Origin of the sequence: Daejeonella sp., from assembly GCF_017495225.1 — a bacterium.
Taxonomy (GTDB): Bacteria; Bacteroidota; Bacteroidia; order Sphingobacteriales; family Sphingobacteriaceae; genus Daejeonella.
In genome coordinates this window covers 61,246-85,586 of sequence record NZ_JAFEIG010000003.1, presented here as the reverse complement: position 1 = coordinate 85,586, position 24,341 = coordinate 61,246, and the positions used below count along the sequence as shown (strand labels likewise).

Sequence of the window (24,341 nt, the reverse complement as noted above, 5' to 3'; positions counted from 1 at the left end):
GGTGGTAATTCGAAAGCTTATAATTTGACTAAATGATTATGACATGAATTTGAATTTCAAGAATTTTATAACATTAAAAACTTCTATTCCACCTATTCATCATTGTAGTTGAAAATAAAATGGAAATCTCATCTCTACATCAACTGTTTGATTATTAATAATTCCAGCTACCCAATACTCTTGAAAAAGCTTTGCAACTCTAATAGCCTCTTCATCAATCCCATAACCCAGTGGTTTCTCTATGCGGTAATCACTTACCTGCCCCGACTTGTTAATAGTAAATAAAACATGTACCAGCCCAGTTATTCTATTTTCTCGGGCATCTTGTGGATATTGAAGGTTTTTTATTAGTATGTTAGCATAGTTATCTGATCCGCCTAGGAGTATAGGAGGCCTGCTTAGTGTCGTCATTATGCTACTGCTACCTTTTATAACCTTATGTTCTCTCTGTGCATTAAAATTATCATATTTGAAATAAATAAGTTCATTTTTGGAATAATCATATTTTGAATTAATTTGACCATCGGAAGCATAGAATACCCAAACACTGTCTTTAACACCGTTGTAATAATTTCCTTTGATTAATAATTTATTTTTAAGACTAAACTTTTGGTATTTACCATGTCTGGTTTGTTTATCCGACTTAAGAACATGGAATTGTTCATTCTTTTCTCCATTAGTCACTTTTCTCGTTTCTTGACCCATTAATATTACAGGCAAAAAAAACAATAGGAATAAAATAGTCCTTTTCATTGTTTTGTTCTTTTGAATTATGTTTTTTAAAAAGGCTTTGTATCAATAAAGGAGCTCATCTTTTCAATTTACTTTTCGCAGATTTTCACCATACTTTTTTCTTCTCTCATTGTTAAAAATAATTTCAAACGAATGTGTTCTACGCCAATGTTTTCCATTTTCATAAAAAACCTCCCACTCTGGAATAGATTTAATTACTCGGATAGCTTCCTTGTCAAATAGTCCTCCTTCGCCACTTACTATTTTTGCACTGTCAATAATGCCATATTCGTTTGCCGAATATTGAACACGCACAGCGATTTTTTTATCGTTGAGCTCGGGGAGTGTATCCCAATTTATATTTTTGTAAACAAACTCAATTAGTTTGCCTCGATGTTCGAAATAATCAGATCTTTTTGATTTAGAATTGTCGTGTATTTTTGTTCCAATAAGTTTTCCCTTTTCAATTTGAAATTCTATGTTTTTTTCAAAAATTGAAGTAAGCATATCAACAATCACTAGCATTTTTCCTTGATGGCCAAAAATATTAGCGCTAACCCAGTCGGCCTTGACTTTACCATTGATAAATTTTTTGCCAAATATTTTACGTAAATCAGCTTTTAAGCCATTTTCTCGATAGTAACAACTGAAAATACCTGTCAAATAAAGTTGATTGTCAATAATTTCCCATTCTGCATAATAATACGAACAGGTACTATCAAATTCTTTGATTTCGTTTTCTTTTAAAGTTAAAAAATGTTTTGATGGACTCTTGCCATAGAGTTTTTGACGGGGCTGTCTATCAATTTGAAATGTTTTACCATTATAAACTAGTTTATCCCAACCTAAATAAATTGCAAATGATTCATCCACCATGCCTGTTATAAAAAACAGTAATAAGATTAGCTTAATTGTTTTCATGTTTAGGGCTATTTAGTAATAGTATGATAAGCGATATTTTTAAAATATAAGCATATACCTAAGCTATAAAAAATTAACTAAAAAGAATAATTTTGCGTTTTTAATTTATAGTTTTTGCCTTTCTAATCATTCTGTTTTTTATGTAGATACCAAAAAATGATTAAATTTAATTGAAAGCTTTTCTAAAGAATCTATAAAATCAGCCCCTTTTCAACAATTATCCTATCTTTGAATCATGACTTGGAAATTAGTAAAAGAAGAATTGCCAGAGCAGGCTAAAGACGTATTATTATTTGATGGTGGACAAATTTATTTTGGCTTTTACAGCGAAATTTATGATAAATTTGTTGTGGCAGATGATAAAGTGGATTTGGAAGACTTTACTCATTGGATGGCGCTGCCAGAATTTCCTAAGAAGTAGAATTGATTGGTTAAATTTTAATCTTTGAAACCTCTTTTTAAGGATTGTAATGATGTCTTCAAATCATTTGAATCATCTGATACATTCCTTAAAATAGATTTCGAATAATGGATTTCTATCATTTCCTCTAGAAATCATTTCTTTAATATTTCCTGTTTTATAAAATACCTTAGGACGGTAGTTCAGAAATATATTATTTTTTTGCTTGTGGAGTGAAAACTTTCTTAGGCTCTGGCGGGGTAGAGCTGATGTTTCCATTCTCATCTACATAAGCCATCATATCTTCTAGCTTTCCACCAGTTGAATTTTGTTGACGATCTTGCTTACGATGTTCTTTTTCCTCTTTCTTTTTCGCTCTATTTTTTTCGAGCTGCTTCTTCATAAAAGTTGCTTGTGATTTAGCCATGTTTTAGTGTTAAATAATAAAATACTATCCGCTTATATTTTCGCTGCTAGGAGGGTAGTGAAATTCGACTCGGAGAAATGATCTGTAAATGGATGCTAAACAAGATTGTTTTGAAAATCCATTATACAGATTTGACGAATTAATCTACAGCTGTGAATAAAGAATAGCTTACGCTTTGTTTACAAAAATACGAAAATTAGGGCATATAAGCAAGAAAAACCGGCTATAATTAAACCAATGCATCAAATATGCATGCCAAGAGGATTAATTTGCAATGATCTTTATCAATGAACCTTGTTGCACATTATCGCTTAATTGCATCCCGTTAAGGATAGAAAGTTCTTCCATGCGACTTTCTGGTACTTTGAAAGCACTTAATGCTTGCTTCAATGTGCCTGACTTTTGTACGGTTTTTATACGAATTCTTTCAGCTTTCTTATTCAACATTGAGGCATCTTTTAATTCCTTGAAATTTTTCATGCTTTGTGAAAAATAAGCAGAATAGGATTGGAAATCGGCCACAGAGCTGGCACCTAAAAGATGGTAAATAGCATTATTATACTGTATCAGATAGCTTAATGTTCTTGCAGAAGAGCTTTGCGCACCTTCTTTTGGCTTTACATCTGCAAGGACTGAAATAGCATTTAATCCGTTAACCTTTATTTGATTCGATTCAATTACCCTTAAATTATTATCCGCAACGGCTTTCTCTGCTGCTGCTTGTAAATTATTGCCGCTCGCTAAAGTCATCATCATGATTGCTTTACCGTCTTTTGGTGCCACTTGAACACGCTGCGGGGTATTTTGATAGCTCCAGCCTTGTGGCACTGGGAACTCAAATTTTAATTCTGGGTGGTAAAAAACATTGTTTTCAAGAAAACCTTGTCTCGGGTCCTCACCATAAACTAAACCCTCAATTTTTCTTAAATAACTATCGCGATTAACGCTTGGATTATTGAGTTTTAACTTGTTTTTCCACTCTACAGATAAATTCATAACCGCAATATTTCTTGAACCCGGATTAGGGTGTGTTGATAAGAAATCAGGTAATTCTGCGTTTCCACTACCATTGCTTTTTCTGTCCAATGTATTGAAAAAACCCGCCATTTCTCTGGCATCATATCCTATTTTAGATGAATATTCTACACCTAATTGGTCTGATTGGGTTTCAGCATCGCGCCCAAACTTTAAAAATAATAATCCTAAACCTTGAGAGAGGGGTTCTGCAAATTCAGCTACTTGCGGGACAAGTATCATGCTGCCAATTAATCCTACCTGACCCAAAACAGCCTTAGTTTGCTGTGATACCGAATGTCTAGCAGTAATATGCCCAATCTCATGGCCTAAAACTCCTGCAAACTCGGCTTCATTATTAAAATGTGCCATAATACCCCTAGTGAAATAAACATATCCACCAGGTACAGCAAATGCATTCAGTATTTCTGAGTCTAAAATTTTAAATTCATAATTTAAATTCGGACGGTGCGAAATGGCAGCCATCTCTTTTCCCTTCAGAGTAATGAAGTCTTGAAGTGCCTTATTTTCATATAAACCATACTGCGCAACAATTTGTGGATCAGCATCTTTGCCCATTGCAATTTCTTGCTCCTCCGACATTAATACAATTTGCTTTTTTCCGGTTACGGGATTTACAGCGCATGAATTGATTATAAAAATTGAGGCTATTAGGCTAGTGTATATAAATATGTTCTTCATCTTCTAAGGTTTTTCGTATTACAATTCAATATTCAAGCCAAAAAATGTCATAAAACAGGATTGTGTCAGACTGTGAATGTGATTTACATAAATAAATTATTGATTTTAAGGGATTTAAATTCCATTAAAAAGCCAGACAAAAATATTGCCTGGCTTTTCAATTTTTAATAAATACAATTTTGGCAGTTTATTCTGCCTTTTTTACAGTTCTCTAATCCAAATATTACGGAAGCTAATGGGCTCACTTGGATCGCCATGATCTTGTAATTTGATTGGTAGGGGACCGTGTTTCTTGTAAAATGGAGCACCGATATAAACTGTTTCCCCCTTTATTTCGGTGTTATTTTGGATGAGTACGCCATTGTGAAAAGCAGTAATTCTGGCAGCAGATTTTAAGGTTCCATCTTCATTGAATTGTGGAGCAGTCCATAAAATATCATAAGATTGCCATTCTCCCGGCTTTCTAGATGCATTTACCAATGGAATGGCTTGCTTGTAAATACTTCCTGCTTGTCCGTTGCTATAAGTTGCATTTTTATAGGAATCAAGTACTTGTATTTCATAACCATCGTCGCCAGGCCCAGTTGATGCTAAGAAAATTCCTGAATTCCCTCTTCCTTGTCCGCTGCCACTAATATCCGCAGGTATTAACCACTCAATATGCAATTGATAATTTGTAAATGATTGCTTGGTTTGGATATTGCCTGTACCTTTTTTGACTGTAAAGCTATTGTCTTTTATAGTCCATTTGGCTGCAGATTTATCGTTTACCGAAAGCCATTGGTCTAAATTTTTACCATCAAATAATATGATGGCGTCTGATGGTGCCTGCTGGATTTCTGTAAGAGCACTTTTGAGTTCTACTACTTTGGGTACTGGCGACCATGCTTCGGTGTCTTTTGGATTGCCACCTTTCTGTGCATTTACATAGGTGAAAGAACTTGTTAAAAATACGCTGATTAAAAAGATACGTTTCATAATTTATTGTTTCCGCTTAAATTCAAATTGCTAATTGTATTTGAAGGTAATATTTTCTCTCTTAATTCTGATTTTTTTTGTTGAGATTCTACATAAGATATTTCATAAATCTAAATTCATACTTTTGTGATCATGGGAACTATCAGTCAAAAAGTAAGTCTAGAAGGTGTTCGTTTTTTTGCCTTTCACGGTTTTTATCCAGAGGAGCAGGTTTTAGGAACCGAATTTATTTTAGATATTGATGCTTCTCTCGATGTTTTTGATAATGGGAAGGACGATTTGGCCAATACTGTAAATTATGTAAGGCTTTTTGAAATTGCTTCTGAAGAAATGAAAATTACCAGAAAACTCATCGAAACGGTGGCCCATTCTATTCTAGAACGCATCCGACATGAGTTTTTAGCGGTGCAAACTATTCGCGTGTCTATCCGTAAACTAAATCCGCCAATGGGTGCAGAAGTCAGAAATTCGGCTATTGAATTAGTATTCAAAAGATAGAATTGAGCTCTTCCTATATTTCATTATTAGTTTCCAATCATTTTATTTCTTTGTTTTTCGGATATTGGAACCGATAACTTGCTTTTATAATCGAAAGTAACGCACATCGTCTGTCCGCTTGTGCAGATTTCTTCCCTACCATCGATAATTTTTACTAAAATATAATCAAGGTCGAAGCTTGAATTACCAATCCTAGAGGTTTTTACATAGGCGTAAATTTCATCATTGAGGTGAATTGGCTTCAGATAATCTACCAAAGATCGCCTAATTATTATTCCTAACTCATCCCAATTCCATTCAATTATTTCATCCCAATAAGATGATCGTGCAATCTCAAAATAGGTGAGATAAATGGCATTGTTCACATGTCCAAATGCATCAATATCAGCAAAACGTATCGGTATTTTAACCCTGTATTTAAAGTCTTCAATTGCATTAAGCTGCCTATTTGTCATATTATTTTAAATTTAACTGTCAAATTGTCGTTTGGGATAGAGTATTTTATTCTTAAAAACCAATTGGTATTGCTATTGATTATGATTTTCTAAAATTAATAAACAAAGGAGGAAAAATTATGACACTCGTAAAATTTGCACCAGGAAACAATAGTAAAGTATTTAAAACATCTTACAATGATCTTTTTGATTCGTTTTTCAATACCGATCAATTTTTATCCAAAAGTATTATTAACCGTACACCAGCTGTAAATATACTTGAAAATGAAGATGAATTTTTAATTGAAATTGCTGCTCCAGGCCTAAATAAGGAAAGCTTTAAGATAAACTTAGAGGAGGATAAATTAAGTGTTTCGGCTGGAGAAATGGAGTCTGCTAATGATGAGAATGCCAATAAAAAGTATAATAGACGGGAATTTAATTATGCTGTATTTTCGAGGGATTTTAACTTGCCTGAAACTGCTGATTCGAATAAAATTTATGCAGAGTACAAAGATGGTATTTTAAACATTCGAATTTCGAAGAAGGAAGAATTGAAAATTCAAGCTAGAGCGATTTCTATTCAGTAAAAAATAAATTTTAACGATTATTTTAAAGGCAAGCAGTAAAATGCTTGCCTTTTCTTCTTCTAAATTATAGCATCAAGCACAAAAATCGTAATTTTGCACCATGCCGAGAGAAATTTTAGAGAATAAGAGGAAAGCACTTAAGATCAATTTGGATGAATCTATTTACGGAACTTTTGCCGAAATAGGTGCTGGTCAGGAGGTTGCACGTAACTTTTTTACAGCTGGTGCAGCATCTGGAACAATTGCTAAAACGATGTCGGCCTACGATATGGTGTTCAGTAATTCTATTTATGGTGCTGAAGAATCAGGTAGATATGTTTCTGAGTCAAGGCTCGATAAAATGATTCAACATGAGTTTGAATTATTATCTGAGCGTTTAACTGGTCCTAAATACGAGGGTAAAACATTTTTCGCTTTCGCCGATACAGTAACTACTCTAAATTTCAATAAAACGAATGATCCACATGGTTGGTTAGGAATTCGTTTTCAGCTAACTCCGGGTGGCGAGCCAAATGACATCGTTTTTCATGTCCGTTTATTGGATAGCGACTCAAGTTTGCAACAAAATGTACTCGGAATTTTAGGCGTGAACTTAGTTTATGCTGCCTATTTTTACCACGATAATATTCAGCATATGATAGAGTCGCTCGTTGATAACTTAACAGTAGGCTCAGTAGAAATAGATTTAATTAGCTTAAGCGGACCACAATTTAAAAATGCGAATGATCGCTTGGTGAACCTATATTTAATTGCAAAAGGTTTCTCTGGTGCTGCAATTTTTGATCAAACTGGGCAAGCTCGCCAATCAAAAGATGTACTTTATAAAAAAGATGTGATGATTTTGCGTACCAAATTCGGACAAAAATCTAAGCCTAATTTTGATCTTTTTAATAAAGCTGTTGAACAATTTAAGCGGACTCAAAACGTCGACGACAAGAATATTATCGTGATGATTGAGGTTCTTATGAATAATTTCCTTGATGATCAGTCAGAGTTGGGTAATGAGGAGCTTGAGAAATTTGCTAAACGTGCAGAAGAACTTTGCGCAACAGGTAACTACGTAATTGTTTCCGATTTTACTCGAAATCACAAATTGGCTCAATATCTATCACGCTGTAATCCGCATAGTGTAGGTATCTCTACTAATATTGCCAACCTAAAGAATATTTTTAATTCTAAAAACTATAGTGAAAACTATACGGATGAGCTTTTGGCCTACATTAGCGATTTGTTCAGCAAGAATGTAAAGCTTTATGCCTATCCGTACTTAGATAAGGATAACAATCAAATCATTACTACCCGTAATATGCCTGTTTCAAATGAAGCAAAGCATTTATTTGAATTTTTGATTCAAAATTCGTATATTATGGATATTGATGAGTACGATACCAAATTTGTAAAGACTATTTAATAATTAAATTATTCTTCATTATTTGGCTTATTAAGGCTTTTTAACCTTAATTTCTCATGTTGATATATTGTAATGGCTGTCCGAAATCTTCAGTTCTGCACAGTGAAATAACAGCCTGTAAATCATCAATTTTTTTGCCCTGAACTCTCAGTTGATCATCCATTATCGAGGCTTGAACCTTTAAACCACTATCTTTAATTTTTTTAACGATTTTCTTGGCCACTTCCTTATCAATACCTTCTTTAATTTTGATTTCTTTACGAAGCATATTTCCTGAAGCGTATTGCTCTTTACCTAAATCCATGCTCGAAGGGTCGAGGTTATGTTTTACCATGCGTGAAATAATAGCGTCCTGAATAGCTTTTAGGCGCATGTCATTTTCGGTAATGATGGTTATTTCATTCGATTTTTTATCTAGCTCAACGCTGCTTTTTGAATCGTTAAAATCATAACGGTTTAAAATTTCCTTTTTTGCAGTATTGATTGCATTGTCGAGCGTTTGTCCATCAATCTTGCTTACTATATCAAATGTTGGCATAATTATGTGTTTTAAACAATTTTTTCAATATATTTAAATGATTACAAAGATACAATCATTAATAGAAAGATTATGAAAGCTAACAAATCAAAAATATCCGAAAAGGCTGAGAAAAAATCAGCTCAGAAAGTTGTAAAAAAAGAACTAGAAGCTTCAATTACACATAAATTTTTAGATGCCCTAAAAGGTTTGGGTTATGATGCTGAAAAGTTTTCAAAAGAAGTGAAAAAGTCGAGTAAGGTATTGGCAAAAAAGATTTCTAAGAAATATAGCGAAGTGAAGCTTGCAGTGGAAGAAAAAATGGTTAAAAAACCTGCTACAATAAAAATTAAAAAGATTAAAAGTCCGACAGTTGCTAAGGCAAATGCAGCCAAAGCACCTGTAAAAAAAGCACCTGCAACTAAAACAGTTGAGGAAAAGAAGGTGGTTAAAGCTAAAAGTACCTTAAAAGAAAGAATGCAGTCTGGCGGTATTACAGTAATTAAGCCAAATGCCCGCGTTGCGAAGGATGAAACTAAGGCTAGTGCTGCTAAACCAAAAGCAAGTGCTGTTAAAAAGGCTGTAACGGTTAAGTCGGCGCCAAAGGCAAAAAAGCCTGTGCCAGCAAAAGCGCCTAAAATCTAGATTTAAGCCAAATATGGTTTATTTTTAAGGATTATTAGATTTAATCTGGACTTAATAATTTGTTAACATTTATTTCTGATTTTTACTCTTCTATATTCCTTTAGAAAGGATTTTATTTTATCGCATGCCCAAAAATATTCCGCTTATTAATCGAGAGATTAGCTGGTTGTCGTTCAACGACCGGGTATTGCAGGAGGCAGCCGATAAATCTGTCCCTCTTGTTGAGCGTATTCGTTTTTTAGCAATTTTTTCATCCAACCTAGATGAATTTTATCGCGTAAGAGTAGCTACTTTAAATAGACTTTCTAGTGTCAATACTAAATCGAAAGAGTTATTAGGCTTTAATCCAAAGAAAACCTTAAATGAGATAAAAAATATTGTTGTTCAACAAGAGAATAAGTTCAATCATTTATATCGGGATATAATTCTCAAGGAGCTTGAGCAACAGAAAATTTTTATTTTAAACGAACAGCAATTAAACGTTTCGCGAGGTTTGTACGTGCAAAATTATTTCAGGGAAAAGGTGCTTTCCACCCTTGTTCCTGTAATGATTGATAAAAATGAGCCTTTTCCTGAGTTAAAGGATCGGGCTATTTATTTTTTCGTTAGACTAGTTCAGAATAAAAATCTTGAAAAATCGCGCCTAGCTTTAATAGAAATCCCAACAGCTGGTCCCAACAGATTTTTAGAGCTTCCTGAGACTAATAAATTGAAGTTTATTACGCTCATTGATGATGTAATTCGATATTGCCTAGATGAGATATTTTTTATTTTTAAATATGATCAAATAGAATCTTATTCGATACAGCTAACGCGCGATGCAGAGTTAAATTTGGATAAACATGTAAGTGATAAGTTTATTGAAGCTTTAACAAAAAGCTTAAATAAGAGGAGTAAGGGCCGCCCAATGCGATTGCTATACGATAAGGACATGCCTTTAGATATGGTTAATTATTTGGTTGATAAATTGGATTTAAATATCGACGGACTCATTCCAGGTAATCGATATCATAATTTTAAGGATTTTATAAGCTTTCCAAATGTTGGAGATGCTAGTCTTGAGTATTCGCCTTTACCTTCACTTCCAGTAAATGGATTGTCGATCATGAGTAGCATATTTGCACAAATATCTAAGCGTGATTATCTCATTAACTTACCTTATCAGTCATTCGATTATATCATCCATTTTTTAAGAGAAGCGGCAATAGATCCCAAGGTAAAAGAGATTAGTATTACTTTATACCGACTTGCTGAAAATTCGAGGGTAATTCACGCTTTGATTAATGCCGCCAAAAACGGTAAAAAGGTTTATTGCTTTTTGGAACTGAAGGCTCGATTTGATGAGCGTGCTAATATTTATTGGTCTAATAAACTCGAAGAGGAGGGGGTAATTGTTAATTATGGTATCCTCGACTATAAAGTACATTCTAAAATTTGTTTAGTAAAAAGGCAGGAAAGAGGCCATATTAAGTATTACTCAAACCTTGCAACAGGTAATTTTAATGAGAAAACTGCCAAATTATACGGTGATCATAGTCTTTTTACCGCTAATACTGAAATAAATGCCGAATTGGTGAAATTATTTGAGGGTTTACGAACCCAAACTTTTTATAAGGGATATACTCACTTGATTGTATCACCACTTGAAAGCAGGCAAAAGCTGAATAGTTTAATTAATCAAGAAATTAAAAATGCTAAAGCAGGGAAGATTGCCTATATAATCCTTAAAATGAATAGCTTAACGGATGAGGAGGTTATTGCTAAACTGTATGCGGCTAATAATGCCGGTGTAAATATTAAGCTGATCATAAGAGGTATGTGTTGTCTTGTGCCAGGTGTGAAAGGCTTTAGTGAGCGTATTGAGGTAATTAGTATCATTGATCGATTTTTAGAACATGCCAGAGTTTGGATTTTTGCCAATTCGGGCAAAGAAAAAGTGTATCTTACCTCTGCCGATATTATGGCTCGAAATTTGGACCAAAGGGTAGAGGTTGGTTTTCCAATTTTAGATCAGGAAGTGAAATCTGAAATTCTTAAAATTATCGATATTCAACTAAATGATAATACTAAGGCTAGAGAAATTAATCAGCAAAATAATAATCGTTATCGTAAGACTAAAAGTAAAATACCTGTAAGAGCCCAGACAGATATTTATCATTATTTAAAATATAAGAAATAATACATTGAGATACGCCGCTATTGATATAGGATCGAATGCTGTCAGGTTATTAATAGCTGATATTAAGCAGAATGAAGCAACTATTAGCTTCAAAAAGAATACGCTTATTCGTGTTCCTTTAAGGCTTGGTGATGATGCATTCCTCGACAAGAATATTTCAGCGAAGAAGATTGAAGATCTTTTAAAAACGATGGTAGCTTTTCGTAATTTAATTGATGTTTATAAAGTGTCTGAATATATGGCTTGTGCCACTTCTGCCATGCGTGAAGCTACAAATGGAGCAGAAATTGTGGCAATGATTAAGAAAGATGCAGGCATTGATTTAGAAATTGTAGAAGGACAAAGAGAGGCCAAAATTATTTATGCAAGTCATATTGAAGAGAGCCTAGACCAAAAGAAAAATTACTTATACATTGATGTTGGTGGTGGTAGTACTGAGCTTTCTGTTTTTAGTAAAGGCGAAATGATTGCTTCACGTTCATTTAACCTTGGCGGAATACGTATTCTAGATAATCAAGATAAGGATGAGACTTGGGCAGAGATGAAAGAATGGGTGAAAAGTCAGGCGCAAAATCATAAAAACTTGTCAGGAATCGGTACAGGGGGTAATATTAATAAATTATTTAAAATGTCTGATCAAAAGGATGGTTCAGCACTCTCATTCGCCAAATTGAAAGCCCTTTATGATTATCTTAATTCATTTTCTTTGAAGGATAGAATTAATGTCTTGGGTCTCAATCATGATCGAGCTGATGTAATTATTCCAGCATCAGAGATTTACCTTAGCGTGATGAAATGGGGCGGTGTGAAGCAGATATTTGTCCCGAGAGTGGGTTTAGTCGATGGAATAATTCAACTTCTTATTGAAGAAAATTCTGGGAAATAGTTGAACCCTTCAAATAATATACTAAAATTTTATCAATTTTCCTAGTAAAATCGGAATTCTTTGATTTTGCGATATTCTTATTAGGACTATTCTTTAATTCTGAAATAAGCTTACAGAATCCAGCCGGATGGATTTACTGGAGTTCCACCTTTCCAGATTTGAAATTGCATTTCTGTTACACCGTCTGATTGATCGGTTGCAACTGATCCAAGGCTTTGTCGTGCTTGTACTTCCTGACCTGCACTTACACTCACGTTTTTCAGCTTCGAATAGATAGAAAAATACTCCCCATGACGGATGATTACCGTATAAGAATTGACTAAGAAAATTACCTTACTTACTTTGCCCCCATAAACTGCCGAAACTGTTGCCCCAGGCTCTGTTTTGATAGTTATTCCTGGGTTAAATACAGTAACATTATTATATTTCTGTTGACCGAAACCTTGAGTTACAATTCCTTTTGCCGGCTTTTGTAAACGGCCTCTGCTTCCTAAAAATGAGGAAGATAGTTTTGCGTCTGCGGGACTTGAAGCTAAAATAGAGGAGCCTTTGGCTTCAATGCTAGTTTTCTTTGCACTTTCATTTATTGCAGTTACAGGTTCTTTCGTTTTATTGGCTTTTGCCTTTGCCTCTGCGGCAAGTCTTTCACGTTCAGCAGCTTTTTTCTGCTCAGCTAAAATTTCTTTGCGAATGGCCGCCTGAATGGCGCTATTTAGTGCGGCAGCTTCCTTTTGTTTCTTTGATAATTGCTGCTGAAGATTTTTATCCTGCTTGGTTAAGGAATTTAGAATTTTTGATTGCTGGACTTTATCTTTTCCTAAGTCCTGTTTTTCAGAAATTTGATCCATCAATAAATCGCTTTTCTCCTTCTTATTTAGGTCTAATACCGAAATTTCTTTCTTTAAATTAGTTTGAGTATTCTGGATTTCATTTGCCTTCTTTTTTCTAAACTGCCCCGATTGCTGAATATATTTTAGACGCATGTAGGCCTGGTTAAAATCTTTAGCTGCAAAAAGAAACATTAATTTATGATAAGCACCCTTGTTTTTGAAAGCGAAAACGACCATTTTGGCATATTCAGCCTTCAGTTTCTCTAAATTCGACTGCAAACTTTTTACCTCAGTGGTATTGCTGATAATTTTGGTATCCAGCATTTTAATCTCCGTATTGATGGTACGGATCTTTTCTTCTCTTAACCTAATTTGGGTATTTAATAAGTTGATCTGATTTAGTGAAAGCTTTTTACTTTTGTCGATTTTGCTTCGGCTTCTTTTTAGCTGCTCAATTTCCTTATTAATAAGGTCTTTACGTTTCTTTAAAGCCGAACTACTCTGCCCGAATGCTGAACCTAAAGTTAAAAATAGTACTAAAAAGGTAATTAGTTTAAGCGGGCGCATAAATCGTGATTTCTCGTCGCAAAACTATCAAGAATCCCCGAAATAAAGCCATTATTTTTTATTTAATTGAATTTTGTTACCGATCTGATTATTTCAAAAAATATCCATAAAATTTTGCTTAATTTGCTTCAACCTGATTTATGCCAACTCCTAAACACCCTATCTATAATTTACAATTTGCACTGCTTTGTTTGAGCTCTTTTTTGTTCTCAGCAAGTTTTAATATGCTTATTCCAGAACTGCCCGCCTACCTTAGTAGCATGGGTGGGGCGGAGTATAAAGGCTATATCATCGGACTCTTTACCATTACTGCAGGAATTGCAAGACCATTTAGCGGAAAATTAACTGATAAAATTGGAAGAGTGCCAGTTATGGCTGTAGGATCTTTAGTCTGTGTAATTTGTGGTTTTTTATATCCTCTTCTTACTACTGTTGCCGGTTTTTTATGGTTGAGATTGTTTCATGGTTTCTCTACAGGATTTAAGCCTACAGCAACCGCCGCCTATGTTGCTGATATTATACCCGCAAATAGGTGGGGAGAGGCTATGGGTATCCACGGACTCTGTTTTAGTACTGGTTTAGCTATTGGTCCCGCTATTGGTAGTGAATTAACAGAGCAGTTTTCAATTAATGCCATGTTTTATTGCTCCTCTTTTATTGCACTTTTATCCATCATAATCCTAATGAATATGAAAGAAACTCTCAAAAAGAAAGAGCCTTTCAATTTTTCTATGTTTAAGTTAAATCGTAGTGAATTAATTGAATTAAGGGTATTGCCAGGCGCTTTAATTACTTTTCTTTCCTATTTAAGCTATGGTGCAATACTTACTGTTATTTCTGATTGGGGAAGTCATTTGGGAGTAGCCAATAAGGGACTATTCTTTATGGTTTTTACTGTTTCATCACTGTTGATACGCTTTTTATCTGGAAAACTATCAGATCGAATTGGGAGAGTTAAAATCATCAAATCATCTTTGTTTTTACTAGTGATTGCCATGGTTTTAATTGCAAGAGCTAACTCTCCTTTAGCACTCATGTTGGCTTCGGCAGTTTATGGCATCGCCACAGGAATGTTATCTCCGGCAATTACCGCATGGATCGTTGATCTTAGTCACCCTGATTTTAGAGGAAAAGCAATCGCCACCATGTATATCGCCCTTGAGGCTGGCATTGGACTAGGAGCCTTTGTTGCGGGTGCTTTGTTTGTAAGCGATGTAGCCATGATTCCACTTACTTTTTATGTAATAGGCTCATTTACTATGCTTGCATTGATTTATCTTCAGTTTATTTATAGGCCATCTTCAAAATCAATTTGATAAATGAATCCTGAAATTTTGTTAGAGCTGGTTACTATGAGGATGCCTTTTGGTAAATATAAAGGACGATTGATCTGTGATTTGCCTGAGTTTTATCTGGTTTGGTATCATTCTAATGGCTTTCCTGCTGGCAAATTAGGTACCTTATTGGCAACAATGTATGAGATCAAATTAAACGGGCTGGAATATCTTCTAAAACCTTTAAAGAAATAATTCTTTAATTTTACTTTTTTACTAAAAATATTAGTAAAAATAAATACATTTGAGCTAAAACAATAAAATGTACGCGATAGTTGATATTGAAACAACAGGAAGCCATGCCAGTGCGAATGGGATTACCGAAATCGCAATAGTAATTCATAATGGGAGGGAAATAGTTGATAAATTCCAGACCCTCATTAATCCCAAAATTCCCATACCAATTTATATTCAATCGCTCACAGGGATTAGTAATGAAATGGTTAGTACTGCAGCTACCTTTGATCATTATGCAAAAGAGATTTATGAGCTTCTACATGATAAAATATTTGTCGCACATAATGTCAATTTCGATTTTTCCTTTCTTCACTATCATCTAGCAAAGTCTGGCTATAATTTACAAACAAAGAAACTATGTACTGTCAGATTAAGTCGCAAAATTCTACCAGGATTACCTTCATACAGCCTTGGTAAACTTTGTTCCTCACTTGGAATTGATATTTTAGCCAGACATAGAGCTATGGGAGATGCGGAAGCTACGGCAGTGCTATTTTCTATGTTACTAGAAAATGATCAAGAAGGACATATCAACAAAACATTAAATCCTCGTTCTAAGGAACAGTCTCTTCCTCCACATTTACCTAGAGAGGATATGGATAAATTGCCATCTGTTTCTGGAATTTATTATTTCCACAATAGTAAATCAAAAGTGATTTATGTTGGCAAGGCAAAAAATATTAAAAAGCGTGTTTCAAGTCATTTTGCGAATAATAAACCAGGTAAACAAAAACAAGAGTTTTTGAGGGATGTTCATCATATAAGTTTTCAAGAATGTGGTACAGAATTAATGGCTTTTATTTTGGAGGCTGTTGAAATTAAGCGTCTATGGCCGGCTTATAACCGTTCTTTAAAAAGGTTTGAACATACTTATGGTTTATACCTATATGAAGATCAAAATGGATATTTACGCATGGCCGTTGATAAACGTAATAAGTTTTCTAAGCCTTTTTATACCTTTAATCGGGTGCTCGAAGGACATACAATGATTAAAAATTTAATAGGTGAGTTTAATCTTTGTCCCAAATTATGCTTTGTTCAAAAAAATGCTGAACCCTGTATATCTATAAATGAACAAATATGTAAACAAGCATGCCAGCAAATTGAAAGTCCAGAATGCTATAATCAACGTGTACTTGATGCTATACATAATCTTAAAGCAAGTTTACCGGGTTTTTTACTTGTTGATGATGGTCGTAATCTAGCAGAGAAAAGCTGTATTTTAGTAGAAAATGGTCATTTTTATGGAATGGGATATGTCTCAGCGGATGAAATTGATCAGGATATATCAAATCTTAAAAAGAATTTAACTCCCTATCCATCAAATGATTATATACGGAATCTAATCTTTAATCATTCCATACAATTCCCATTTAAAACTAGAGCAATTTTGGATTAATATTAGATTTATTCCTGATTTCAAGACAGTTTTCCTTGTTAAGCCCTCAATTCTTCGCAAAAAAGCCTTTTCTATTAATGGCTCAATAATTGTTTATTCATTATTGGAATGGCCCACATTCGTATTTATTATTCATTTAACCTTAAAATCATCATGAAAAAGAAACAGTATTTAATCGCTACCACATTAATTTTCCTTTTGTCGTTCTCAAGTGTAATTGCAAAGGAGAAAAATAATAAACCCGTACTGACAGAGACTCAAAAAGCCCGTATTGAGGTAATTACAAAGAGAATTGAAGAAATTAAAAATATCGATAGATCTCAATTAAATTCGAAAGAACGAAAAAACCTACGCAACGAATTAATTGAAATGAAAAAGGAATTAAAGGTTACTAATGGAGGTGTTTATCTTTCTGTTGGTGCGATAATCATTATTCTTTTGGTCTTAATTTTGCTTTTATAAAATTTTATAACAAAAAACCTTTACGGAGGTTTTTTGTTATTTTCATTATAATTTTTAAAATAAAATTAATTTTTGTAATTTATATTTAATAATAGGAAATCTTAATTTTTCTTTTTGCGATGAGGTCTCATAGATTTTTAGCAATTTAGCAGCAGATTATCTCCTAATTAATGAATATACTTTATGCCATTCAAGGCACAGGAAATGGACATTTAAGTAGGGCAATGGATATAATTCCTTGTCTTAAGCAACATGGAAATGTCGATATTCTTGTGAGTGGCACCCAGGGTGATCTTAGTTTGCCTTTCCATTTGAAGTATAAATTACGCGGACTCAGTTTTATTTTCGGGAAGGCTGGAGGTGTTGATCTCTGGAAAACCTTCGTGAAATCTAATATTCGTAAGCTAGTTAAAGAAATCAATGCTTTACCAGTGGAGAACTATGACTTGGTTATCAATGATTTTGAACCGGTATCATCATGGGCTTGCTACATGAAGAATATTCCTTGCATCGGATTGAGTCATCAAGCTGCAGTTTTAGCTGAGGAGGCTCCCAAAGCAGAACATACTGATATGTTAGGTAAGTTAATTCTCAAAAATTATGCACCTAATACTGCACAATATGGTTTTCACTTTAAATCTTATGAAAATCATATTTTCACTCCGGTAATTAGAGCTCAGGTTAGAAATCAAAAGATTGAAAATAAAGGACATTATACGGTTTATCTTCCTGCCTACGATGATAAGCGATTGATTGCAAAGTTAAGTCAATTTAAAAATGTAAGATGGGATGTGTTTTCAAAACATAATCGGAAAGCATTTACCCATAAAAATATTACCGTACAACCCATTCATAATGAGATGTTTGTAAGTAGCATGGCTTCATCAGAGGGGGTGCTATGTGGGGCTGGCTTTGAAACTCCTGCCGAGGCTTTATTTATGAAAAAGAAGCTCTTGGTTATTCCCATGAAAAATCAATATGAGCAGCAATTAAACGCTGCTGCATTAAAAGAAATGGGTGTTCCTGTTATTAAAAATCTGCATGATAAAAATGATATGATTATCAATGCTTGGATACATTCATCAAAAATTACTGAGGTTAATTATCCAGATATGACGCATGAAATTATAAATCAAATCATCAATAAACACTGTCATTCGCCTAAAATTGTAGATTTTAAGAAATATGGCAATCATTAAATTATCCAAAAAGATCACTACTCAAATATCGATCTCCTCGATCGCAAGCAATAAATACAATCACTCCTTCCTCCAATTCTGAAGCTAATCTGATAGCTGCGGAAGCCCCACCACCACTACTCATTCCTGCAAATATTCCTTCTTCTTTCGCCAATTTACGGCTCATAACAGTGGCCTCAGTTTGAGAAATATCCATGATGCGGTCTACGCGGCTAGGTTCAAATATTTTTGGTAAATATGCCTCTGGCCAACGGCGTATCCCGGGAATAGATGAATCCTCAGTTGGCTGGCATCCAATAATTTGTATGTTGGGATTCTTTTCTTTTAGAAATCTTGAACATCCCATAATAGTGCCTGTGGTCCCCATAGAACTCACAAAATGCGTTATTTTTTGCTCTGTATCTCGCCAGATTTCTGGTCCCGTAGTTTTATAATGTGCCATGAAATTATCTGGATTAGCAAATTGATTGAGTTGATAGCTTTTACCACTCGCAGCTTTTTCTTCAGCATAATCTCTGCAAAGTTCAATTCCATCAAGTAAGGTTACTTTCGCACCAAAAGCTTCCATGGTTAAGGTACGCTCTCTTGTTGAATTAGATGGCATAACTAATTCTATTTCAATGCCATACAAGCTTGAAATCATCGCTAAAGCGATTCCTGTATTACCACTGGTTGCTTCGATAAGCTTTGTTTTTTTGCTAATATCACCCCGCTCAATGGCACTTCTTATCATATTTAGCGCTGCTCTGTCTTTAACACTTCCTCCTGGATTATTGCCTTCTAATTTGGCATAAATTTTTACGTTCGGGTTGGGGTTTAAGCGCTGCAACTCCACCAGAGGGGTATTTCCTACTAAATCAATGATTCCTGCCATTATGATTTCTCTTTTGTGGATGATATTCTTACTTCAGCGATATTATAAACAAAGGAGCCTGCAGGAACGCTTTTGGTGAGCCATACATTTCCTCCAATGGTACTGTCATTTCCAATAACTGTTTCTCCACCAAGAATCGTCGCTCCCGAGTAAACAACTACACGGTCGCCAATGGTGGGATGCCTTTTAGTATCTGCCATACTTTTATGGACACTCAAGGCTCCTAAAGTTACTCCCTGGTACATTTTTACATGTTTTCCAATTTTGCAGGTCTCGCCAATTACAATTCCTGTTCCATGATCAATGTGAAAATACTCATCAATCTCCGCTGCTGGATGTATGTCGATACCCGTTTTTGAATGGGCATATTCTGTGAAAATTCGTGGCAATAAAGGGATCCCTAATTTATATAGCGCATGTGCCAGGCGATAAAATGAGATGGCATAAAAGCCTGGGTAGGCTCTCACGACTTCAAATTCACTCTTTGCTGCCGGATCGCCATCGAAAATGGCCTTGATATCGGTATTCAAGAGTCGGTATATTTCTGGTAATGTCTCAAAAAAATCTTTAGACAATTGGGCATGATTACAATGTAAACATGCTTTTGTGGATTCCATGATCTTACAAAGTTCAACTTCAAGCTTCTTGAATTCGGTTTTGAGCTCGTCAATGGAATGTAAAGTACGCTTCGATTTTTCTGGATAGAGCAATTGAATTAGTTCTAAAGCCCAATTCGAAATTTCTTCGTTTGATGGTACCGAATTTGCTTCTTGTTGCTTTTTGAATATATGCCTTAAAAATTCGTCCTTCATCCTATCTATTCCCAAGATCTTGTTCTTCAGAAACAATGTAAATTTAGTGAAAAGATTGTTTTTGCTTTGTCAAAACATTCATTTCTCTGCATTTGAAAAATTAATTTTCAATCTTAATGTCGTATTTGTTGAGGAGTCCGGAGATACCCTGAATTGAAAATTTAGCCTTTTTAATTCGATTGTTCTCTGGATCGATGGAATAATTATAAGCAGATCTTAAGTCCACTTTTTCGAGTATCGTTTGGTCAAAATTAGCATTGTTCAAATCGCAATTCTCAAATACAGACTCTGTTAAATCACATTCCGTAAAATCAACCTCCTTTAATTGTGAATCTTTAAAATTTGTTTTTTTGATTTTTGTCTTGTAAAATATTGAATGATCTAGCTGACAGTTTTCAAATGAAAAGGCTAATCCGAATTCATTACAATGCTCAAAATGTAGTCCCAACAACTTACATTCTTTAAATTTAATATCTCTAAATGCAGTTTTACTGATATTTGCCAAACTTAAATTAGATCCAATAAATTCGCAATCACTAAATTTAAATTCAAATAAATTGGCACTTGAAAAATCACAATGTTTAAAGACACAATTTTCATATTCAGCCTTGGCTAGAGGCTCCTCTTGAAACTTTATACCTTCAAATATTTTATCTTCAATAAACTCCATAACTATCGTGTTAATTGATGCAAAGTAAATACATCTGCGGGGTTTTCAATACCTTCCGACTTAAGTATTTCCAATATTTTTTTAAATGGCTCTGAATTTCCTGCAATATTTGAGAAATAAACAATTGATATTTTCTGACTTGGGATATTGATAGAATAGGTACTGAAGCCACAGGTGCTTCCCGAATGAAATAAGGCCGGATTGGCATTTTCGAAGTAAAACCATCCGGGACCATAATAACTATTTGTGAGCTCTTTAATTGGCGAATTTAAGCGTTTTAAGACAATTGGAAGATCTATTAATGTATTATCCCATAATGCATGAGTCCATTTTTTATACTCATTTAATGAGGTATAAACACCACCATCTCCTTGTATCGCGCTAGTTAAACTTTGATCGTTTGGGTAAATATTTTCGTTTTTATCTCTTGCAAAGCCAAAAGATCGATTCGGGATTTGCGCAATGGCCTCATAAACCATTGAATTTTTCATTTTCAAGGGTTTAAATATTCTCTCCTTCATGAATTCCGGAAATGATTGCCCCGAAACTCGCTCAACAATTAATGCCAGTAGGGCATAAGCCGAATTACTATACCTGAACTCAGTCCCAGGCTTGAAATAAGTTTTTTCTTGTTTACTTAGGATGTTTAGAACATCAATATCCAATAATGGTTTAAGGATTGAATTATCCATAACTTCTTCATAATCAATAATTCCTGAGTTATGTGTAATTAATTGACGAATAGAAATTTTATCTGAAACTGACTTGGGTAATTCAGGGAAATATCGACTTATTGGATCGTCTATTGATAGCTTTTTGTCCTGTTCAAGCAATAAAATACACATTGCAGTGAATTGCTTTGATACGGAAGCTAATCTGAAATTTGTATTGGGCTTGAGTTGCTTCAGACTTTCATCTTCTACTATCCCGAAGCCTTTATTATAAATTACACGACCATTATTTTCAATGTAAAGGGCTATTCCAGGTTCATTACGTCCAACACTACTTTTTAATAGCGAGTCGAGGCGTTTTTCTACTTGCGCAGCAGATTTTTGAACTATCAAAAGACAAAAAACAACAAAAATATATTTCATTTTCCGTAAAATTTATAAATCCAATTTATGAAATATAAACGAATCTTATTTTACAAAAAAGGTTAAAAAATTAATTAAGAATATTTAATAATTTTTCTAAATCGGCGGGGGTGTCAATTGCCTGACTTTCTTTATCGGTAATCGCACATTGAATAGAATAGCCGTTTTCAATCCAGCGTAATTGTTCCAGACTTTCGGCTAATTCTAAGCTCGATTGGGGCAGTTTAATGATTTCAGAGAGACTTTTATTTCTAAAACCATAAATCCCAATATGCTTATAAAAAGTATGTTCTTTAAGCCAAGAATTGCTTTGTTTCCCTCTTAGGAAGGGGATTGTTTGTCGACTAAAATAAAGGGCTTCTTGTTTATTGTTAAGAATCACTTTTGGAGTGTTTTCATTAAAAAGTTCTTCATCTGAACCGATTATCTTAACTAGAGTAGCTATTTGAGTTTCTGATTTATCGAAGCAGGAGCAAAGAAGATCTATTTGAGAGGGATCAATCATAGGCTCATCACCTTGAATATTAACTAGAATATCAAATTCTGGATATTTTGACGCAACTTCACCGCATCGATCTGTTCCGCTAATATGATTTGAATTGGTCATAATTCCCTCAGCGCCAAAGCTTTGCAAATGTTCCATGATTCGCTGATCATCAGTAGCGACAATCACTTTATCAAGTTTAGTGGATTTTTGGCATTGCTCGTATACACGTTGAATCATGCTTTTTCCGGCAATATCAATTAATGGTTTGCCAGGAAAGCGGCTAGATTGAAATCGTGCTGGAATAATTCCGAGGGTCTTCATTTGCCAAAGAATTAATTGCTATTAAAATAATCCGTTGATTTCTCTTTCAATGCTATTAATTACAAAACCTAAATCCTCTGGTTTATTAGCAAAATCAAGTTTATCCTTATCTAAAACCAATAATTTGCCTTTTGTATAAGAATCGATCCATTTTTTATACTTTTCATTAAGCTTAGAAAGGTAATCAATACGAATTCCAGCCTCATACTCTCTACCACGTCTTTGAATATTATTTACTAAAGTTGGGACTGAAGCTTTCAAATAAATCAATAAATCGGGTGGTTTGATAAATGAGGTGATGTTCTCAAAAATTGAACAATAATTTTCATAATCCCTAGAGGACATTAAACCCATATCGTGTAGGTTTTCCGCAAAAATATAAGCATCCTCATAGATGGTTCTATCTTGGATTATTTTTCTATCAGTATTTTGAAGTTCTAAAATCTGCTGAAAACGGCTATTTAAGAAGTAAATCTGCAAATTGAAGCTCCATCTTTTCATATCGCTATAAAAATCTTCAAGATAAGGGTTATTGTCAACAGCTTCAAACTGTGCTTCATAACCCAGATGCTTCGAAAGCAATTCTGTAAGGGTAGTTTTCCCAGCCCCGATATTTCCAACTATGGCAATGTGCATGATGTTTCCTTAAATGTTTAGCTTTTAAAAGCTATTAATGTTTTAATTAAAAATTGTTATGATCAAACGAGTTAAAAGTTTTTAAATCCAATAATTTCACGAACTTCTCTAATTGTTTTTGAGGCACTTTCACGGGCTTTAATTGCTCCGAAACGGGCTACCTGCCTTAAATATGTCTCATCTTTTGAAATTTCATTAATGCGTTCGCGCATAGGCGCTGTAGCAATAATCATATCTTCTGCCAATTGTTTCTTGAAATCGCCGTATCTAATCTCACATTTATTGTAAAGATTATCGAAGTGCTCATAAGTACTCGACGGTGATACAATCTTCATCAAATCAAAAAGGTTTTGAATAGATTCTGGTTTTGCTTGGTTTTCTTCTGTTGGACCGCTATCACTAACCGCTCTCATTACCTTTTTACGGATAATTTCTGGCTCATCCGAAAGGTAAACAGCATTGCCTTCACCCTCTGATTTTCCCATTTTACCTTTTCCATCCAAACCTGGCACTTTAACTAATTTCTCGGTGAAATTAAATGCAAATGGTTCAGGGAAGTATTCGTTATTATAAAGTCTGTTAAATCTGTTTCCAAAAGTTCTAGCCATTTCTAAATGTTGCTCTTGGTCTTTACCCACTGGCACTTTTGTAGCCTTGTGGATTAAGATATCAGCAGCCATCAATACTGGATAGGTTAATAATCCAGCATTTACATTATCAGGATGCGCACGAACTTTATCCTTAAATGAAGTACTTCTTTCTAGTTCTCCTAGGTAGGCATTCATATTAAGATAAAGGTATAATTCAGCTATTTCAGGCACATCCGACTGGACATAAATAGTTGCTTTTTCAGGGTCAATTCCAGCAGCAAGATATTCAATTAATACTTGCTTCACATTACCATGTAGATCTTCAGGGGTAGGGTGTGTGGTTAATGAATGAAAATCTGCTATAAAAAAATAGCAGTTAAACTCATTTTGCATCTGTACAAAGTTTTTTACAGCGCCATAGAAATTCCCTAAATGCAGTTTACCGGTACTGCGAATACCACTTACAACAGTTTCCATATCCGCGAAAGTAAGGAT

General features: G+C 34.3%; 27 protein-coding genes. 12 read left to right on the top strand and 15 right to left on the bottom strand.

The annotated features are described in order from the left end of the window. Window positions 1–99 precede the first annotated feature (99 nt). Entirely contained in the window at window positions 100–753 is a 654-nt protein-coding gene (locus QZ136_RS01210; protein ID WP_291399501.1) for an energy transducer TonB, read from the bottom strand. 63 nt (window positions 754–816) lie between these two features. Then, window positions 817–1,653 (bottom strand): energy transducer TonB, encoded by an 837-nt coding sequence (locus QZ136_RS01205; RefSeq protein ID WP_291399500.1) that lies wholly within the window; start codon window positions 1,651–1,653, stop codon window positions 817–819. A 235-nt stretch (window positions 1,654–1,888) separates the two neighbouring features. On the opposite strand from QZ136_RS01205, the gene QZ136_RS01200 reads away from it, so the two are divergent. After that, a complete protein-coding gene (locus QZ136_RS01200; RefSeq protein ID WP_291399499.1) occupies window positions 1,889–2,074 on the top strand; it encodes a DUF551 domain-containing protein in 186 nt (61 codons plus the stop codon). Window positions 2,075–2,267: 193 nt separating this feature from the next. Here the strand turns inward: QZ136_RS01200 and QZ136_RS01195 are convergent, their stop codons facing one another. The 3 genes from QZ136_RS01195 to QZ136_RS01185 all read right to left on the bottom strand — a co-directional run bounded on the left by QZ136_RS01195 (window position 2,268) and on the right by QZ136_RS01185 (window position 5,174). Continuing rightward, the gene (locus QZ136_RS01195; RefSeq protein WP_291399498.1) at window positions 2,268–2,480 is read right to left on the bottom strand and encodes a hypothetical protein; all 213 of its coding nucleotides are present in this window, start codon (window positions 2,478–2,480) and stop codon (window positions 2,268–2,270) included. Between the two features lie 264 nt (window positions 2,481–2,744). Beyond that, window positions 2,745–4,196, bottom strand: coding sequence for a M48 family metalloprotease (locus QZ136_RS01190; RefSeq protein WP_291399497.1), 1,452 nt, complete (start codon window positions 4,194–4,196; stop codon window positions 2,745–2,747). A gap of 201 nt (window positions 4,197–4,397) precedes the next feature. Beyond that, window positions 4,398–5,174 (bottom strand): DUF1080 domain-containing protein, encoded by a 777-nt coding sequence (locus tag QZ136_RS01185; RefSeq protein ID WP_291399496.1) that lies wholly within the window; start codon window positions 5,172–5,174, stop codon window positions 4,398–4,400. 132 nt (window positions 5,175–5,306) lie between these two features. Between QZ136_RS01185 and folB the strand changes: the two genes are divergently transcribed. Beyond that, window positions 5,307–5,672 carry a dihydroneopterin aldolase gene (folB, locus tag QZ136_RS01180; protein ID WP_291399495.1) on the top strand — a complete coding sequence of 122 codons (366 nt, stop codon included), beginning with the start codon at window positions 5,307–5,309 and terminating at the stop codon, window positions 5,670–5,672. Between the two features lie 26 nt (window positions 5,673–5,698). Here the strand turns inward: folB and QZ136_RS01175 are convergent, their stop codons facing one another. Then, the gene (locus QZ136_RS01175; protein ID WP_291399494.1) at window positions 5,699–6,127 is read right to left on the bottom strand and encodes an acyl-CoA thioesterase; all 429 of its coding nucleotides are present in this window, start codon (window positions 6,125–6,127) and stop codon (window positions 5,699–5,701) included. Between the two features lie 119 nt (window positions 6,128–6,246). Here QZ136_RS01175 and QZ136_RS01170 point away from each other — a divergent pair, with 119 nt between their 5' ends. After that, the gene (locus tag QZ136_RS01170; protein WP_291399493.1) at window positions 6,247–6,696 is read left to right on the top strand and encodes an Hsp20/alpha crystallin family protein; all 450 of its coding nucleotides are present in this window, start codon (window positions 6,247–6,249) and stop codon (window positions 6,694–6,696) included. 100 nt (window positions 6,697–6,796) lie between these two features. Beyond that, entirely contained in the window at window positions 6,797–8,107 is a 1,311-nt protein-coding gene (locus QZ136_RS01165; RefSeq protein ID WP_291399492.1) for a nicotinamide mononucleotide adenylyltransferase, read from the top strand. A 46-nt stretch (window positions 8,108–8,153) separates the two neighbouring features. Here QZ136_RS01165 and QZ136_RS01160 read toward each other — a convergent pair whose 3' ends face one another. After that, the gene (locus QZ136_RS01160; protein WP_291399491.1) at window positions 8,154–8,645 is read right to left on the bottom strand and encodes a YajQ family cyclic di-GMP-binding protein; all 492 of its coding nucleotides are present in this window, start codon (window positions 8,643–8,645) and stop codon (window positions 8,154–8,156) included. A gap of 72 nt (window positions 8,646–8,717) precedes the next feature. Here QZ136_RS01160 and QZ136_RS01155 point away from each other — a divergent pair, with 72 nt between their 5' ends. The 3 genes from QZ136_RS01155 (at window position 8,718) to QZ136_RS01145 (ending at window position 12,334) form a co-directional block, all read left to right on the top strand. Then, complete coding sequence (locus QZ136_RS01155; RefSeq protein ID WP_291399490.1) at window positions 8,718–9,269, top strand: hypothetical protein; 552 nt, start codon at window positions 8,718–8,720, stop codon at window positions 9,267–9,269. Between the two features lie 124 nt (window positions 9,270–9,393). After that, window positions 9,394–11,448, top strand: a complete 2,055-nt coding sequence (gene ppk1, locus QZ136_RS01150; RefSeq protein ID WP_291399489.1) for a polyphosphate kinase 1 — start codon at window positions 9,394–9,396, stop codon at window positions 11,446–11,448. A gap of 4 nt (window positions 11,449–11,452) precedes the next feature. Further along, window positions 11,453–12,334, top strand: a complete 882-nt coding sequence (locus tag QZ136_RS01145) for an ethanolamine ammonia-lyase reactivating factor EutA (protein ID WP_291399488.1) — start codon at window positions 11,453–11,455, stop codon at window positions 12,332–12,334. Between the two features lie 110 nt (window positions 12,335–12,444). On the opposite strand, the gene QZ136_RS01140 is transcribed toward QZ136_RS01145, so the two are convergent. Continuing rightward, the gene (locus QZ136_RS01140; protein ID WP_291399487.1) at window positions 12,445–13,731 is read right to left on the bottom strand and encodes a peptidoglycan DD-metalloendopeptidase family protein; all 1,287 of its coding nucleotides are present in this window, start codon (window positions 13,729–13,731) and stop codon (window positions 12,445–12,447) included. A 140-nt stretch (window positions 13,732–13,871) separates the two neighbouring features. On the opposite strand from QZ136_RS01140, the gene QZ136_RS01135 reads away from it, so the two are divergent. The 5 genes from QZ136_RS01135 (at window position 13,872) to QZ136_RS01115 (ending at window position 18,362) form a co-directional block, all read left to right on the top strand. Further along, entirely contained in the window at window positions 13,872–15,047 is a 1,176-nt protein-coding gene (locus QZ136_RS01135; protein ID WP_291399486.1) for an MFS transporter, read from the top strand. Window positions 15,048–15,050: 3 nt separating this feature from the next. After that, window positions 15,051–15,260 (top strand): DUF3820 family protein, encoded by a 210-nt coding sequence (locus QZ136_RS01130; protein WP_291399485.1) that lies wholly within the window; start codon window positions 15,051–15,053, stop codon window positions 15,258–15,260. A 67-nt stretch (window positions 15,261–15,327) separates the two neighbouring features. Continuing rightward, on the top strand, window positions 15,328–16,701 hold the full coding sequence (locus tag QZ136_RS01125) for an exonuclease domain-containing protein (RefSeq protein WP_291399484.1): 1,374 nt from the start codon (window positions 15,328–15,330) through the stop codon (window positions 16,699–16,701). A 153-nt stretch (window positions 16,702–16,854) separates the two neighbouring features. After that, window positions 16,855–17,163, top strand: a complete 309-nt coding sequence (locus QZ136_RS01120) for a hypothetical protein (RefSeq protein WP_291399483.1) — start codon at window positions 16,855–16,857, stop codon at window positions 17,161–17,163. A 170-nt stretch (window positions 17,164–17,333) separates the two neighbouring features. Then, entirely contained in the window at window positions 17,334–18,362 is a 1,029-nt protein-coding gene (locus tag QZ136_RS01115) for a glycosyltransferase family protein (protein ID WP_291399482.1), read from the top strand. 1 nt (window position 18,363) lies between these two features. Here the strand turns inward: QZ136_RS01115 and cysM are convergent, their stop codons facing one another. The 7 genes from cysM to trpS form a co-directional block, all read right to left on the bottom strand. Next, window positions 18,364–19,236, bottom strand: a complete 873-nt coding sequence (gene cysM / locus QZ136_RS01110) for a cysteine synthase CysM (protein ID WP_291399481.1) — start codon at window positions 19,234–19,236, stop codon at window positions 18,364–18,366. Next, a complete protein-coding gene (locus QZ136_RS01105; RefSeq protein ID WP_291399480.1) occupies window positions 19,236–20,048 on the bottom strand; it encodes a serine acetyltransferase in 813 nt (270 codons plus the stop codon). The genes cysM and QZ136_RS01105 overlap by 1 nt, the downstream gene beginning before the upstream one ends. 100 nt (window positions 20,049–20,148) lie before the next feature. Continuing rightward, complete coding sequence (locus QZ136_RS01100) at window positions 20,149–20,718, bottom strand: pentapeptide repeat-containing protein (RefSeq protein WP_291399479.1); 570 nt, start codon at window positions 20,716–20,718, stop codon at window positions 20,149–20,151. Between the two features lie 2 nt (window positions 20,719–20,720). After that, window positions 20,721–21,812 (bottom strand): serine hydrolase domain-containing protein, encoded by a 1,092-nt coding sequence (locus QZ136_RS01095; protein ID WP_291399478.1) that lies wholly within the window; start codon window positions 21,810–21,812, stop codon window positions 20,721–20,723. Between the two features lie 70 nt (window positions 21,813–21,882). Beyond that, window positions 21,883–22,620 (bottom strand): 3-deoxy-manno-octulosonate cytidylyltransferase, encoded by a 738-nt coding sequence (gene kdsB / locus QZ136_RS01090; RefSeq protein WP_291399477.1) that lies wholly within the window; start codon window positions 22,618–22,620, stop codon window positions 21,883–21,885. A 21-nt stretch (window positions 22,621–22,641) separates the two neighbouring features. Then, window positions 22,642–23,256 (bottom strand): deoxynucleoside kinase, encoded by a 615-nt coding sequence (locus QZ136_RS01085; protein WP_291399476.1) that lies wholly within the window; start codon window positions 23,254–23,256, stop codon window positions 22,642–22,644. Between the two features lie 71 nt (window positions 23,257–23,327). After that, complete coding sequence (trpS, locus tag QZ136_RS01080) at window positions 23,328–24,323, bottom strand: tryptophan--tRNA ligase (RefSeq protein WP_291399475.1); 996 nt, start codon at window positions 24,321–24,323, stop codon at window positions 23,328–23,330. Between the last annotated feature and the right edge of the window lie 18 nt (window positions 24,324–24,341).

Coding starts and splice junctions, on each gene's coding strand:
- folB (WP_291399495.1), top strand. CDS start 5,307: ATGGGAACTATCAGTCAAAAAGTAAGTCTAGAAGGTGTTCGTTTTTTT.
- QZ136_RS01165 (WP_291399492.1), top strand. CDS start 6,797: ATGCCGAGAGAAATTTTAGAGAATAAGAGGAAAGCACTTAAGATCAAT.
- QZ136_RS01205 (WP_291399500.1), bottom strand. CDS start 1,653: ATGAAAACAATTAAGCTAATCTTATTACTGTTTTTTATAACAGGCATG.
- kdsB (WP_291399477.1), bottom strand. CDS start 22,620: ATGAAGACCCTCGGAATTATTCCAGCACGATTTCAATCTAGCCGCTTT.
- cysM (WP_291399481.1), bottom strand. CDS start 19,236: ATGGCAGGAATCATTGATTTAGTAGGAAATACCCCTCTGGTGGAGTTG.
- QZ136_RS01100 (WP_291399479.1), bottom strand. CDS start 20,718: ATGGAGTTTATTGAAGATAAAATATTTGAAGGTATAAAGTTTCAAGAG.
- QZ136_RS01170 (WP_291399493.1), top strand. CDS start 6,247: ATGACACTCGTAAAATTTGCACCAGGAAACAATAGTAAAGTATTTAAA.
- QZ136_RS01095 (WP_291399478.1), bottom strand. CDS start 21,812: ATGAAATATATTTTTGTTGTTTTTTGTCTTTTGATAGTTCAAAAATCT.
- QZ136_RS01190 (WP_291399497.1), bottom strand. CDS start 4,196: ATGAAGAACATATTTATATACACTAGCCTAATAGCCTCAATTTTTATA.
- QZ136_RS01210 (WP_291399501.1), bottom strand. CDS start 753: ATGAAAAGGACTATTTTATTCCTATTGTTTTTTTTGCCTGTAATATTA.
- QZ136_RS01135 (WP_291399486.1), top strand. CDS start 13,872: ATGCCAACTCCTAAACACCCTATCTATAATTTACAATTTGCACTGCTT.
- QZ136_RS01085 (WP_291399476.1), bottom strand. CDS start 23,256: ATGCACATTGCCATAGTTGGAAATATCGGGGCTGGGAAAACTACCCTT.
- QZ136_RS01115 (WP_291399482.1), top strand. CDS start 17,334: ATGAATATACTTTATGCCATTCAAGGCACAGGAAATGGACATTTAAGT.
- QZ136_RS01120 (WP_291399483.1), top strand. CDS start 16,855: ATGAAAAAGAAACAGTATTTAATCGCTACCACATTAATTTTCCTTTTG.
- ppk1 (WP_291399489.1), top strand. CDS start 9,394: ATGCCCAAAAATATTCCGCTTATTAATCGAGAGATTAGCTGGTTGTCG.
- QZ136_RS01155 (WP_291399490.1), top strand. CDS start 8,718: ATGAAAGCTAACAAATCAAAAATATCCGAAAAGGCTGAGAAAAAATCA.
- QZ136_RS01200 (WP_291399499.1), top strand. CDS start 1,889: ATGACTTGGAAATTAGTAAAAGAAGAATTGCCAGAGCAGGCTAAAGAC.
- QZ136_RS01160 (WP_291399491.1), bottom strand. CDS start 8,645: ATGCCAACATTTGATATAGTAAGCAAGATTGATGGACAAACGCTCGAC.
- QZ136_RS01185 (WP_291399496.1), bottom strand. CDS start 5,174: ATGAAACGTATCTTTTTAATCAGCGTATTTTTAACAAGTTCTTTCACC.
- QZ136_RS01175 (WP_291399494.1), bottom strand. CDS start 6,127: ATGACAAATAGGCAGCTTAATGCAATTGAAGACTTTAAATACAGGGTT.
- QZ136_RS01130 (WP_291399485.1), top strand. CDS start 15,051: ATGAATCCTGAAATTTTGTTAGAGCTGGTTACTATGAGGATGCCTTTT.
- trpS (WP_291399475.1), bottom strand. CDS start 24,323: ATGGAAACTGTTGTAAGTGGTATTCGCAGTACCGGTAAACTGCATTTA.
- QZ136_RS01125 (WP_291399484.1), top strand. CDS start 15,328: ATGTACGCGATAGTTGATATTGAAACAACAGGAAGCCATGCCAGTGCG.
- QZ136_RS01140 (WP_291399487.1), bottom strand. CDS start 13,731: ATGCGCCCGCTTAAACTAATTACCTTTTTAGTACTATTTTTAACTTTA.
- QZ136_RS01195 (WP_291399498.1), bottom strand. CDS start 2,480: ATGGCTAAATCACAAGCAACTTTTATGAAGAAGCAGCTCGAAAAAAAT.
- QZ136_RS01105 (WP_291399480.1), bottom strand. CDS start 20,048: ATGAAGGACGAATTTTTAAGGCATATATTCAAAAAGCAACAAGAAGCA.